General features: G+C 72.6%; 12 protein-coding genes. 5 read left to right on the forward strand and 7 right to left on the reverse strand.

Annotation, left to right across the window (positions count from 1 at the left end; genetic code table 11):
• Positions 1 to 203: 203 nt before the first annotated feature.
• From ACFYM2_RS17770 to ACFYM2_RS17780, 3 genes are all read right to left on the reverse strand, one after another.
• Complete coding sequence (locus ACFYM2_RS17770; RefSeq protein WP_350229826.1) at positions 204 to 587, reverse strand: DUF3040 domain-containing protein; 384 nt, start codon at positions 585 to 587, stop codon at positions 204 to 206.
• 276 nt (positions 588 to 863) lie between these two features.
• On the reverse strand, positions 864 to 1,622 hold the full coding sequence (locus tag ACFYM2_RS17775) for a methyltransferase (protein ID WP_388837115.1): 759 nt from the start codon (positions 1,620 to 1,622) through the stop codon (positions 864 to 866).
• A 143-nt stretch (positions 1,623 to 1,765) separates the two neighbouring features.
• Positions 1,766 to 2,320 (reverse strand): SAV_6107 family HEPN domain-containing protein, encoded by a 555-nt coding sequence (locus tag ACFYM2_RS17780; protein WP_358995346.1) that lies wholly within the window; start codon positions 2,318 to 2,320, stop codon positions 1,766 to 1,768.
• A 209-nt stretch (positions 2,321 to 2,529) separates the two neighbouring features.
• Between ACFYM2_RS17780 and ACFYM2_RS17785 the strand changes: the two genes are divergently transcribed.
• The 5 genes from ACFYM2_RS17785 to ACFYM2_RS17805 all read left to right on the forward strand — a co-directional run bounded on the left by ACFYM2_RS17785 (position 2,530) and on the right by ACFYM2_RS17805 (position 8,453).
• Positions 2,530 to 3,309, forward strand: a complete 780-nt coding sequence (locus tag ACFYM2_RS17785) for an ATP-binding cassette domain-containing protein (protein ID WP_388837118.1) — start codon at positions 2,530 to 2,532, stop codon at positions 3,307 to 3,309.
• Positions 3,281 to 5,365: a YhgE/Pip family protein gene (locus tag ACFYM2_RS17790; protein WP_388837121.1), complete on the forward strand. Its 2,085-nt coding sequence runs from the start codon at positions 3,281 to 3,283 to the stop codon at positions 5,363 to 5,365. Before ACFYM2_RS17785 ends, ACFYM2_RS17790 begins: the two co-directional genes overlap by 29 nt.
• Before the next feature lie 11 nt (positions 5,366 to 5,376).
• Positions 5,377 to 5,985, forward strand: coding sequence for a TetR/AcrR family transcriptional regulator (locus tag ACFYM2_RS17795; RefSeq protein ID WP_350229831.1), 609 nt, complete (start codon positions 5,377 to 5,379; stop codon positions 5,983 to 5,985).
• A 307-nt stretch (positions 5,986 to 6,292) separates the two neighbouring features.
• Positions 6,293 to 6,910, forward strand: coding sequence for a DUF4126 domain-containing protein (locus ACFYM2_RS17800; protein WP_388457165.1), 618 nt, complete (start codon positions 6,293 to 6,295; stop codon positions 6,908 to 6,910).
• A 31-nt stretch (positions 6,911 to 6,941) separates the two neighbouring features.
• Positions 6,942 to 8,453 (forward strand): phytoene desaturase family protein, encoded by a 1,512-nt coding sequence (locus ACFYM2_RS17805; protein ID WP_388837124.1) that lies wholly within the window; start codon positions 6,942 to 6,944, stop codon positions 8,451 to 8,453.
• A gap of 49 nt (positions 8,454 to 8,502) precedes the next feature.
• On the opposite strand, the gene ACFYM2_RS17810 is transcribed toward ACFYM2_RS17805, so the two are convergent.
• From ACFYM2_RS17810 to ACFYM2_RS17825, 4 genes are all read right to left on the reverse strand, one after another.
• Complete coding sequence (locus ACFYM2_RS17810; protein WP_388837127.1) at positions 8,503 to 9,444, reverse strand: hypothetical protein; 942 nt, start codon at positions 9,442 to 9,444, stop codon at positions 8,503 to 8,505.
• 61 nt (positions 9,445 to 9,505) lie between these two features.
• On the reverse strand, positions 9,506 to 10,423 hold the full coding sequence (gene metF / locus ACFYM2_RS17815) for a methylenetetrahydrofolate reductase [NAD(P)H] (protein WP_358995364.1): 918 nt from the start codon (positions 10,421 to 10,423) through the stop codon (positions 9,506 to 9,508).
• Positions 10,424 to 10,572: 149 nt separating this feature from the next.
• Positions 10,573 to 11,223, reverse strand: a complete 651-nt coding sequence (thiE, locus tag ACFYM2_RS17820; RefSeq protein ID WP_388837130.1) for a thiamine phosphate synthase — start codon at positions 11,221 to 11,223, stop codon at positions 10,573 to 10,575.
• Between the two features lie 110 nt (positions 11,224 to 11,333).
• Entirely contained in the window at positions 11,334 to 11,699 is a 366-nt protein-coding gene (locus tag ACFYM2_RS17825) for an Rv2175c family DNA-binding protein (protein ID WP_358995369.1), read from the reverse strand.
• Positions 11,700 to 11,939 lie beyond the last annotated feature (240 nt).

Below are 11,939 nucleotides of genomic sequence, written 5' to 3' on the forward strand. Positions count from 1 at the left end.
CCGTCCGGCGATTGAGGACGAGGCTGGCGGTACTGGCCCACGTCGGCATACCCAGCCCGTCCGGCGATTGAGGACGAGGGCGTTCAGGCCGAACGGGGTCTGGGGCGGAGCCCCAGGGAACCCGGGTGACCCCGTACAGGGCTGAGGGGCGGCCACCTCCTCGGAGGTGACCGCCCCTCAGTGCAGGTCAGGACGGGGCGGGGCTAGCGCCCCTCGTCGCGGCGCCGCTGCCACCGCTGCTCAATCCGGTCCATCATGGACCTCCGCTGCCGAGCCTGCCGCACCGCACCGGAACCCCGGGCCTGTTCACCGGGCCGCGGCGCCTTGCGCCAGCCGGTCACCGCGAGTACCGCACATCCGAGCATGACGAGGAACCCCACCACACTGATCCAGATCTGCTGCGCGACCATTCCTGCCATGAGGAGCGCGATACCCACCAGGAAGCCGGCGACTGCCTGGTAGACCCGTCGCCGGGTGTACGTACGCAGCCCGCTTCCCTCAAGCGCTGTCGCGAACTTGGGATCTTCGGCGTACAGCGCTCGCTCCATCTGCTCGAGCATGCGCTGCTCGTGCTCCGAGAGCGGCACGGAGTCCTCCTACTCGTCGGTCGCGGGGGGCGACCGGATGCGGCCCCTTCAGGATAGGCAGGGAATCGCCCCCGTGAAACCCGCCCTCTACGCCAATTCGCCACCCGGGCCGCCACGGCGGTTCGGCTGTGGAGATTCAATTCCCCAAGAGTCGATCCGTCATGCCGGACGGTGTCCCCCGATCATACGGGGCAAAGCCGCCGATCGGGGGGCCTGTGGCGTACCGCATGCGGGACAGCGCCCCTGATCAGCCCGCCCGGGGCGGCCCGCCCCGGCTCAGCCGCGCTTCTCGCCCAGTACGTGCAGCTGGGTGGCGACGGCGTGGAAGGCGGGCAGCTCGGCGGCCGCGGCCTCCAGCTTGAGGAGCGCGTCGAGGGCGCCGGGCTCGGTGTCCACCAGGACGCCCGGGACCAGGTCCGCGAAGACCCGCACCCCGTGCACCGCCCCGGCCGTGGCCCCCGCGTCGCCGACGAGCGCGGTCAGCTGCTCGGCCGTGAACCGGTGCGGGACCGGGTCGCCCGCGCCCCAGCGCCCCGCCGGGTCGGACAGCGCGTGCCGGGCCTCGGTGAAGTGCCCGGCGAGCGCGCGCGAGAGCACCGCGCCGCCGAGGCCCGCCGCGAGCAGGCTGAGCGCACCGTGCGGACGCAGCGCGTCCACCGCGTTGCGCACGCCTTCCGCCGGGTCCTCGACGTACTCCAGGACGCCGTGGCACAGCACCGCGTCATAGCCGCCGCGCTCGACCACGTCGAAGAGGCCGAGCACGTCGCCCTGGACGCCCTGGACCCGCTCGGCCACCCCGGCCTCCGCGGCCCTGCGCTCCAGGGCGAACAGGGCGTTGGGGCTGGGGTCGACCACGGTGACGCGGTGGCCGAGCGTGGCCAGCGGCACCGCGAAGTTGCCGGAGCCACCGCCGGTGTCCAGGACGTCGAGCGCCTCGCGTCCGGTCGCCTCGACCCGGCGGTCGAGCGCTTCCTTCAAGACCTCCCAGACCACGGCGGTACGAAGGGAGGCGCGGGGGCGCATGGGGTCCGACACGGCAGTTGACTCCTCGGCGCGGTGCCGCCGCGGACGCGGCGTGGGAACGGGAAGGGTGAAGCCCCGTCCACCCTATTGCCTTCCCCGCCCACCCCTGATCAGCCGCCACCCGGCCGGGGATGGCGGAACCTCACCCCGCTCCCCTACCCTCGCCCCTCCCCCCGCGCATCCCGCTCGCGCGCCCTGGGCTGGGGCAGTACGGGCTGAAGGACCAGCAGGCGTTCGACCAGGCGGAGGAACATCGCCGCGTCACGCAGCAGATCGTCGGCGTCCCGGGTGGTGGCCGCGCCCTGGATGCCGGCCTCGGCGCGGGCCCGCCGCTCGGCACCGGAGGCGAACAGCGCGCTCCACTCCGCCAGTTCGGGCGCTATCTCCGGCAGCACTTCCCAGGCGCTGCGGATGCGCCGGCGCTGGCGCGGGCCGGCCTCGGGGCGCCCGCGCGCGGCGAGGACGGCGGCGGCGGTGCGCAGGGCGGCCAGGTGGGCCGTGGCGTACCGCTCGTTGGGGGCGTCGAGGCGGGCCGCCTCGTCCAGGCCGCCGCGTGCCTGGGCGAGCAGATCGAGGGCGGCGGGCGGCGCGCCCGCCCGCCGCAGGACGGGGTGGACATCGCTCGCGGGACCGCCCGCGGGACCGTTCAGTGAGGGGACAGGGCTGCTTGCGCGGCGCCGGGGTACAGCTGCTGCGTGGGAGCTGGCCATGACGAACCTCCTGTCGTCGAGTGACGGCGCTGTGGCCGTATGTGCCCATGGTGAGGGGCACCACTGACAATTACCCCCGAATCCCTCTCTGACCTGCTGCTTTGCCCCATTCGGCAGGTGCGGCTATCTTTTGTACTGACCAGTCAGTTCAAAAGTGGACCGGGGGATCCGGTCCGGGGGACGCGAGAGCAGGGGGGAATCGGGAGAGTATGGACAGCCCGCAATCGGAAGTGAGCGGCGCGGCGATACGCGCCGAGGGCTTCGGGCTCAAGGGACCACGCGGCTGGGTCTTCAGGGGCGTGAGCGTCGACGCGGCCCCCGGCTCGCTCGTCGCGGTCACCGGCCCCTCCGGCTCCGGCCGCACCTGCCTGCTGCTCGCCCTCACCGGCCGGATGAAGCCCGCCGAGGGCTGGGCCCGGGTGGACGAGCACCAACTGCCCCGCGCGATGGCCGCCGTGCGGCGCATCAGCGCGCTCGCCCAGGTACCCGGGGTCAGCGAACTCGACCCCGCCCTGACCGTCGCCGAGCACCTGCGCGAGCGCGTGATGCTCAAGCGCCGCTACGACGGCTCGGTGCGCGCGCTCCTGCGCTCCCCCGCCCGCCGCCGGGCCGAGGCCAAGGCCCTGATCGACCAGGCGCTCGCCGGCGCGGGGTTCGACCTCGCCGCGCTGCCCAAGCGCGAGCGCACCGCCGTACGCGACCTGGAACGGCTCGAGGCGCTGCGGCTCACGGTGGCTCTCGCGTTGATCCAGCGGCCCCGCCTGCTCGCGGTGGACGACACCGACATGAAGCTCGCGGACGGCGAACGCACCGCCGCCTGGGCGCTGCTGCGCTCCCTCGCGGACGCCGGCACCACGGTGCTCGCGGTGTGCGCCGAGGCACCGGCCGGGGCCGACACCACCGTGACGACGACAGAAGCCGGCGCCGAGGACGGGGCCACGAGCGAAAAGGGGGCGGCCGATGCGTGCGCCACGACTGGCAGCGCTTGAGCTGAAACGGTTCGGCCGCGGGAAGCTGCCGCGTGCCGCCCTGGTCGCGCTGCTCCTGCTGCCGCTCCTGTACGGCGCGCTGTACCTGTGCTCGTTCTGGGACCCCTACGGCCGCCTCGACAAGATCCCGGTGGCCCTGGTCAACGACGACAAGGGCGCCGACGCCGCCGGGCAGAAGCTCCACGCGGGCGACGACCTCAGCGCGAAGCTGCGCGACAGCAAGACCTTCGAGTGGCACGAGGTCAGTGACGCGCAGGCGCGCGAGGGCCTGGAGAAGGGCACGTACTACCTGTCCCTGACGATGCCGGCCGACTTCAGCAAGAGGATCGCGTCCAGCTCCGGGGACTCCCCCGAGACGGGCGCGCTCCAGGTGCGGACCAACGACGCCAACAACTACATCGTCGGCTCGATCTCCCGCTCGGTCTTCTCCGAGGTGCGCGCCGCCGCCTCGTCCAAGGCGTCGCGGTCCTTCCTCGACAAGATCTTCATCTCGTTCGGCGACCTCCACGACTCCACGGAGAAGGCCGCCGAGGGCGCGGGCGACCTCAAGGACGGGCTCGACAAGGCCAAGGACGGCTCCAAGCAGCTGGCCGACAAGCTCAAGGACGCCAAGGACGGCAGCGGCAAGCTGGCCGGCGGCATCTCCGAACTCGACACCGGCGCGGGCAAGCTGGCGAGCGGCGCCCAGCAGGTCGCCGACGGCACCCAGAAGCTCGCCGACCAGGTCAACGGCGTGGCCGGGCAGGTACGTCCGTACCTCAAGGACAACGGCAAGGCGGTCGGCGACGCGGCGAAGCTCCTCGCGGACTCGATCCAGCCGGTACGCGACCAGCTCACCCACATCATCGACCTCGCCCCCGCCGCGGCGGCCGGCACCCGCAAGGCCTCCCAGGACCTGGACGCCCTCTATCAGCAGCTCTGTGTGGACACCTCCACCGAGGGCCAGGTCTGCCCGAAGCTGAAGGACGCCAAGAAGGCGATGGCCACCGGCGCCACCCTTACCGAGGACGTCAACAATCTTGTCAAGGACCAGGGGGGTGATTTCAAAAAGCTGGACAAGAGCCTCGAAGACCTCCAGACCAAGGCCAGGGACCTGACCGCGAAGGCGCCGCACCTCTCGGGCGACCTGGAGAAGCAGGTCGCCGACATCAACAAGCTCAACAAGGGCGCGCACGACGTCGCCAAGGGCGCGCGCGACATCCACACGGGCCTCGGCCGCGCCAAGACCGGCTCCACCGACCTCGACAAGGGCGTCGGCAAACTGGAGCAGGGCGCGGGCGCGCTCGACGGCGGCATCGTCAAGCTCTCCGACGGCTCGGTCCAGCTCTCCAACGGCCTGCACGACGGCGTCGGCAAGATCCCCGACTACGACAAGCAGCAGCGCGATCAGCGCACCGAAGTGATGGCCGACCCGGTCAAGCTGGCCTCCCAGGCGATGCACAAGGCGCCCAACTACGGCACCGGCTTCGCCCCGTACTTCATCCCGCTCTCCCTGTGGGTGGGCGCGATGGTCGCGTACATGCTGATCCAGCCGCTCAACCGGCGCGCCCTGGCCGCCGGCGCGTCGGCCTGGCGGATCGCGTTCGCCGCGTGGCTGCCGGTGGCGGCGATCGGCCTGCTCCAGGTCGCCGCGCTGATGTCGGTGCTGCACTTCGGGCTGGGGCTCGAAATGCGGCGCACCGCCGGAACACTGGGCTATCTGGCGCTGACGTCCTGCTGCTTCGCGGCGATCGTGCAGTGGCTGAACGCCAAGTTCGGCGCGGCCGGGCGCATCCTGGTGCTCGCCGTCCTGATGCTCCAGCTGACGTCGGCGGGCGGCACCTATCCCGTCCAGACCAGCCCGGCCTTCTTCAACGCCATCCACCCCTATCTGCCCATGAGTTACGTCGTGGACGGCCTGCGCCGGCTGATCACCGGCGGCGACCTGGGAGTGGTGTGGCAGGGCTGCGCGGTCCTTGCGGCGTTCACCGTCGGCGCCCTCGCGCTGACCGCGCTGTCGGCCCGGCAGAAGCAGGTGTGGACGCTGGACCGGCTGCACCCCGAGCTGAGCCTGTGAGAATCGACGCCATGGAGAGCAGCAGCACCAGACGGCAGGCGACCCGGCAGAAGCTCTACGAGGCCGCCGTGACGCTCATCGCCGAGCAGGGCTTCTCGGCCACCACGGTCGACGAGATCGCGGAGCGGGCCGGCGTCGCCAAGGGCACGGTCTACTACAACTTCAAGAGCAAGACCGAGCTCTTCGAGGAGCTGCTGCGCCATGGCGTGGGTCTGCTGACCGCCTCCTTGCAGGCGGCCGCGGACGAGACCGCCGAGCGCGGCGGCACCGGGATCGAGGCCCTGGACGCGATGATCCGGGCCGGTCTCGACTTCATCCACCGCTATCCGGCCTTCACCCAGCTCTACGTCGCCGAGCTGTGGCGCACCAACCGCGCCTGGCAGTCCACCCTGCTGGTGGTGCGCCAGGAGGCGGTGGCCGTGGTGGAGCGGGTGCTGCGGGACGCGGTGGCGGCGGGCGAGCTGAGCGAGGAGATCGACATTCCGCTCACGGCGGCGGCGCTGGTGGGGATGGTCCTGGTGGCCGCGCTCGACTGGCAGGCCTTCCAGAGCGAGCGCTCCCTGGACGACGTCCACGCGGCGCTCTCCCGGCTGCTGCACGGCCGGGTGGGCGGCCGCTAGCCGGACCCCGTCACGACAGCACGCCGGGCCGGCGCGGTCCAATCCCCCTGGACCGCGCCGGCCCGGCGCTCTTCTCGCGTGTTCCCCCGGGTCTCCCCCGACCCCGTCACATCCGGGGAGCCGCGCCGGTTCCGCCGCCCCGTGCCGGCGGTACCCGCGCCGCGCCCCTTCCGTGGCCTCCACTCTCCCGTCCCCACAGGTGTAAGCCCATCCGTGCGGGTACTCATCTGGTCATCTAGGTACGGATACTCAGACCTGGGCGCACGGCCTCATTCCGCGCGGCCCGCGACTGGCTACGATCTGGGGCGTGTCCGTACTCCCCCTCGTCTTCACCAGCGGCTGGGCGAGCGGGGTCAACGCCTACGCGGTGGTCCTGCTGCTCGGCATCTTCGGTGCCACCGGTCTCACCGACGACGTGCCCGGGGCCCTTCAGCGGCCCGATGTCCTGATCGTCGCGGGCGTGCTCTTCCTCTGCGAGGCGGTCGCGGACAAGATCCCGTACGTCGACTCGGTCTGGGACTCCGTGCACACGGTGATCCGGCCGGTCGCGGGCGCGGTCGTGGGCGCGCTGCTCGCCGGACAGAACGGTTCGCTGCCCGACCTCGCGGCCGGGGCGGTGGGTGGTTCGACGGCGCTGGTGAGCCATCTGGTCAAGGCCGGGACGCGGATGGCGGTGAACACCTCGCCCGAGCCGTTCAGCAACATCGCGCTGAGCACGGCCGAGGACCTGGGCGTCGCCGGGCTCATCGTCTTCGCGCTCTTCCATCCGGTCGCGGCGGCCGTGATCGCGGGCACGCTGCTCGTGCTCGGGGTCGTGATACTGGTCGTGCTGTGGCGCCGGATCCGTCGTTTTCGGCGGCGCAGGGCGCAGCGCCGGGAGGAGAAGCGGCTGGCCTCGGCCGGGGTGGCGCGGCCGCCCGAGTGAGGTGTCAGTGGCGGCGGATAAAGTCGCTGACATGGCACGGATTGCGGTGATCGGCGCCGGTGCGGGCGCCATGGCGGCGGCTGCCCGGCTGGCCGTGGCAGGCCACCGGGTGACGGTGTACGAGCGCTCGTCGACGTACGGCGGCGCGCTGGGGCGCTTCGAGCGGGACGGGTTCGTCTTCGACACCGGCCCCGCTCTGCTGCGGCTGCCCGCCGTCTACCGGGACCTGTTCGTGAAGACCGGCAAGGAGCCGCTGGAGAGCCGCGTCGAGCTCGCCCCGGTGGACCCGGCCTCGCGCCATGTGTTCGCCGACGGCAGCGAGGTCTCGCTGCCCAACGCCTCGCGCGCGGGCGTGATCTCCGCCCTCGACGACGCCCTGGGCGCCGGCGCGGGCGAGCGGTGGGGGGCCTTCCTCGGGCGCGCGAGGGAGACCTGGGACCGCACGCGCCGCCCGCTCCTGGAAGAGCCTCTGTGGCCCAACTGGCAGGTGCTGGCCCGCGAGCCCTACCCCGCGCTCAAGCAGCGCCGCCTGCTCAGGCCGCCCCGCCAGGCCGCCACCCTGCACGAGATCGCCGTCCAGGAGCTGGGCGGCGGGCGGCTCGGCGCGCTCCTGGAGAGCTACGCCCTCGAGTACGGCCTGGATCCGGCATCGGTCCCGGCCGCCGCGGCCGTGCTGCCGTACATGGAGCACGCCTTCGGCAGCTGGTATGTGCGCGGCGGCATGCGGGAGTTGGCGCGCGCGATGTACGAGCGCTGTCTGGCCCGGAAGGTCACGTTCGTCTTCGACGCCGAGGTGACCCTGATCAGGGAGAAGGACGGCCACGCGGCGGGCGTGGAGCTCGCCGACGGCACGGTCGTGGAGGCGGACCGCGTGGTGTGCGGCGCCGATCCGCGCGGGCTGCGACGGATGCTGCCGGGGCGCACGTTGTGGGAGACGGGCAGGGTCGGTCCCGACGAGGCGGCCCGGCCGAGCCGGTTCACCGTGCTGCTCGCGCTGCGCGGCGCACGGCCCGAGGGCACCGCGCACCGCACGGTGGTCCACTCGCCGGACGCGGCGGCCGAGGCCCGCGCGGTCTTCACGGGCCCGGGCGCGGGGGCGCCCACGGTCACGGTGCTGCGCCCCGACGACCCGGCGGTGCGGCCGGACGAGGACCACGAGGCGGTGACCCTGACGGCGACGGTCGCCCCGCACGGCCCGGTCGACTGGACCGAGAAGGCCCTGATCGCGCGGTACGCGGACGAGCTGATCACCGCCGCCGCACGGGCCGTGCCCGGGCTGCGGGAGCGGCTGCTGTGGCAGGAGGTGCGCACCCCGGTGCGGGTGGCGGAGGCGACCGGCGCGGAGAGCGGTTCGGTGCCGGCGCCCTCGCTGGCCGGCGCCCGCGCCGCGCTGCTGCACCCCGCCAACTCCACGGCCCTGCCGGGCCTGCACCTGGCGGGCGGCTGGGCGCACCCCGGCGGCGGGCTCGCGCACGCCGGGATGTCGGGCGCGCTGGTGGCCGGCCTGATCGTCGAGGGGGAGGACTTCCGGGGCTCCCAGTGACCCCCGGCCCTCGCCCCCGGCCCTCGCCCCCGGGCTGTGGGGAGCCGGGCTAGTACCGGTAGTTCTGCTGCTGCTCGGGCCGGTAGGACGCATCCGGGTGGACCGGGGGCGCGTCCGGGGGGACCTGGGCGTTCGGGTGGACCGGAGCGTTCGGGTCGTACGGCTGGTTCAGGTGGTGGGGGTCGTACGGCTGCTGGGGCTGCTGCTCGTAGGGGGCGTACGCCTGCTCACCCTCGCGCTGCTGGGGCACCCAGACGCCGCCGGGCGGGGTGTCCGTGCCGTACTGCGCGGCCGACGGGTCGGCGTAGGGCTGCTGCCGGCCGCCGAAGCTGTCGTAGGCGTCATGGCCGTCGTGGCCGCCGTAGGAGCCGCCGCCGCTGCCGATGTACGGGTCGGAGTAGGCGGCGTACTGCTGCCGGTCCGCGCCGTTCTCGTCGTACTGCGGGGCGTAGGGGTCGGCGTAGGGCTGCTGCGGGTCGTACGCGCCGTAGGGGGCATGCGCCGGCGCTTCGGGGTGCTGGGCGGGGGTGTAGATGCCGTACTGGCCGGTCTCGTCGGGCAGGGGCAGCGGCTCGTAGACCGCGTCGCCGTGCGGCGTTTGGCCCTCGTGGTCCGGGGTGAAGGGGGCGGCGTCCGTCTCGCCCGCGCCCTCGTACTGGAGGTCGCTGACCTCAAGGACCGGCTCCGCCGGGCGCTCGCCCTTGCGGGCGGCCCTGCGACGGCGGCTCGCGCCCGGCCTGCCGCCCAGCGCCCAGCCCGTCGAGAAGCCCTTGCGGAAGGAGAGCGTGACGTACGTCTGGCCGACGGCGAAGGTGAGCACGCCCAGGACGATCACGAGGACCGACGACAGCAGGACGCCGAGGACCACGCCGAGGAATCCGGTGAAGGCCAGCAGCCGCCAGCGCAGGCGCGCCTTGTACTGGAGCAGTACCTCCCCCAGCAGCCACAGTGCGACGATCGCGAACGCGATGTAGAGGACCGTCCAGCCCATGTACGCCCCTCTTCTCCTGCCCCGGGTGCGGCTGTCCCCCGACCCGGGTACCGGTTTCCGGCTACGCCTGCTGGTGCAGGCCGAGATTCTCGTAGATTTCGAGCGTCGCCGTGGAGTTGTTGAGGGTAATGAAGTGCAACCCTGGTACGCCATCGGCGAGCAGCCGCGAGCAGAACTCGGTGGCGAACTCGATGCCCATGGAGCGTACAGCGGCCGGGTCGTCCTTGGCCGCCAGCATCCGGTCCCGAAGGGCGTCCGGGAAGACCGCGGTGCTCAGTTGGGGCAGGCGCTCCAGCTGCTTCACACTGGTCACGGGCATGACCTCGGGGATGATCGGGGTCTCGCAGCCGGCCGCCGCGACCCGGTCGCGCAGCCGGGCGTAGTTCGCCGGCTCGAAGAACATCTGCGTGATGGCGTAATCGGCGCCCGCGCGGCACTTGGCCACGAAGTTGCGGATGTCGGAGTCCCAGTCGGTGGAGCGGGGGTGCATCTCGGGGAAGGCCGCGACGCCGACGCAGAAGTCGCCCGACTCCCGGATGAGCGAGACCAGTTCGGCCGCGTACGTCACACCCTGGGGGTGTTTGACCCACTCGCCCATGGGGTCGCCCTTCGGGTCGCCGCGCACCGCGAGGATGTTGCGGATCCCCGCGTCGGCGTACTGGCCCACCGTGTGGCGCAGTTCGGCGATCGAGTGCCCGACGGCGGTGAGGTGGGCGACCGGGGTGAGGGTGGTGTCCTCGGTGATCTGCTGGGTGGCCTCGACGGTTCCGGTACGGGTGGTGCCGCCGGCCCCGTACGTCACGGAGACGAAGTCGGGGGCGACCGCCTCGACCCGGCGCAGCGCGTTCCAGAGGTTCCGCTCGCCCTTCTCGGTCTTGGGCGCGTAGAACTCGAAGGAGTAGGTGGTCTCGCCGGTAGCGAGCATGTCGCGCACGGTTCGCGCGTGATCAGTCCTGGTGGAAGCTGTGCCAAGGGCCATACTGGCAGGTTAGCCAGGGGTGGACGGCCCCCCAAGAGAAGAGGGGTAAATTGTCCACATTGTCGGACTACTGTCCACTCCTCGGACAGAAGCCGTTCACGCGCGGCGGCGCGGGCTGCCCTTCCGGACTGCTTCGGGGGCGCGCTTGGCTATCGGATCCGTTCCCTGACGCGCTTGGCCAGGTCCGCGGCGGCGGCGGCCGGGTCGTCGGCCTCGGTGATCGCCCGTACGACGACGACCCGGTCCGCGCCCGCGTCCAGGACCTGCTCCAGGTTGCTCGCGTCGATGCCGCCGATGGCGAACCAGGGCCGGGCGGTGCCGAGCGAGGCGGTGTGGCGCACCAGGTCGAGACCCGGGGCGTGGCGGCCCGGCTTGGTCGGGGTGGGCCAGCACGGGCCGGTGCAGAAGTAGTCGACGCCCGGCTGGGACGCGGCCGCGTCCGCCTCCGCTCCGGCGTGCGTGGAGCGGCCGATCAGCACCGCGTCGCCCAGGATGGCGCGGGCGGCGGGCACCGGCAGGTCGCCCTGGCCCAGGTGCAGCACGTCGGCGCCGATGGCGTGCGCGACGTCGGCCCGGTCGTTCACCGAGAGCAGTTTGCCGTGCCGGCGGCACGCGTCCGCGAACACGGCCAGGTGGTCCAGCTCCTCGGCGGCCTCCATGCCCTTGTCCCGCAGCTGCACGATGTCCACGCCGGACGACAGCACGGCGTCCAGGAACTCGGGCAGGTCGCCCTGGCGCCTGCGCGCGTCGGTGCACAGGTAGAGCCGGGCGTCGGCAAGCTGCTCACGGGCCGTGGGCATGGAAGGTCCCCCGTTGTCTTCGTCCTCGGCCAAGCCGCGCGGTGTACGGGCCGGCTGGACCGGACCGTACACCGCGGGCTCGCCGGCGTTCGTGGGTGGGCTCGCCCGGCTCAGAGAGCGAGCGCCTGGGCGCGGCGCTTCACCTCCGTGCCGCGGTTCTCGCTGAGGGCCTGCGCGGGGGTGCCGGGCAGGGACGGGTCGGGAGTGAACAGCCACTCCAGCATCTCCTCGTCGGAGAAGCCGTCGTCCCTCAGGAGCGTCAGGGTTCCGGCCAGGCCCTTGACCACCTTGTCGTTGTCGATGAAGGCGGCCGGAACTTGCAGGGTCCTGTTCTCACCTCGGCGTACGGCGATGAGCTGGCCCTCCTTGACCAGCTGCCGTACGCGCGTCACCTCCACGTCCAGCATCTCCGCGATGTCGGGGAGGTGGAGCCAGGCGGGGACGAGAGCATCAATCTTTGCGTCAATCTCGGTCACGGGACAAGCGTGCCACCTCCGACTGACACCCGGTACCGGGGTGCCCCCTCGGGCGCGCCCACGCCCACCCTGCCGGGCACTTCCCACGCCCCTGGCAGGGGGCGATGCTGGCCCGCATGCGCATACCCAGCCCGTCATGGGGGTACCCCCTGGCCCTTAAGGCCTTGGGGGAGTTTGAGGACGAGCGCCCTTCAGGCGCGAACGGGGTCTGGGGCGGAGCCCCAGGGGCCCCGGCTGCGG

This window comes from Streptomyces sp. NPDC006711 (assembly GCF_042869775.1).
Lineage (GTDB): Bacteria > Actinomycetota > Actinomycetes > Streptomycetales > Streptomycetaceae > Streptomyces.

Bases quoted from the DNA above. Each gene is read 5' to 3' on its own strand.
- ACFYM2_RS17780 (WP_358995346.1), bottom strand. From the start codon at position 2,320: ATGGCCAGCTCCCACGCAGCAGCTGTACCCCGGCGCCGCGCAAGCAGC.
- ACFYM2_RS17785 (WP_388837118.1), top strand. From the start codon at position 2,530: ATGGACAGCCCGCAATCGGAAGTGAGCGGCGCGGCGATACGCGCCGAG.
- ACFYM2_RS17790 (WP_388837121.1), top strand. From the start codon at position 3,281: ATGCGTGCGCCACGACTGGCAGCGCTTGAGCTGAAACGGTTCGGCCGC.
- ACFYM2_RS17795 (WP_350229831.1), top strand. From the start codon at position 5,377: ATGGAGAGCAGCAGCACCAGACGGCAGGCGACCCGGCAGAAGCTCTAC.
- ACFYM2_RS17805 (WP_388837124.1), top strand. From the start codon at position 6,942: ATGGCACGGATTGCGGTGATCGGCGCCGGTGCGGGCGCCATGGCGGCG.
- ACFYM2_RS17810 (WP_388837127.1), bottom strand. From the start codon at position 9,444: ATGGGCTGGACGGTCCTCTACATCGCGTTCGCGATCGTCGCACTGTGG.
- metF (WP_358995364.1), bottom strand. From the start codon at position 10,423: ATGGCCCTTGGCACAGCTTCCACCAGGACTGATCACGCGCGAACCGTG.
- thiE (WP_388837130.1), bottom strand. From the start codon at position 11,223: ATGCCCACGGCCCGTGAGCAGCTTGCCGACGCCCGGCTCTACCTGTGC.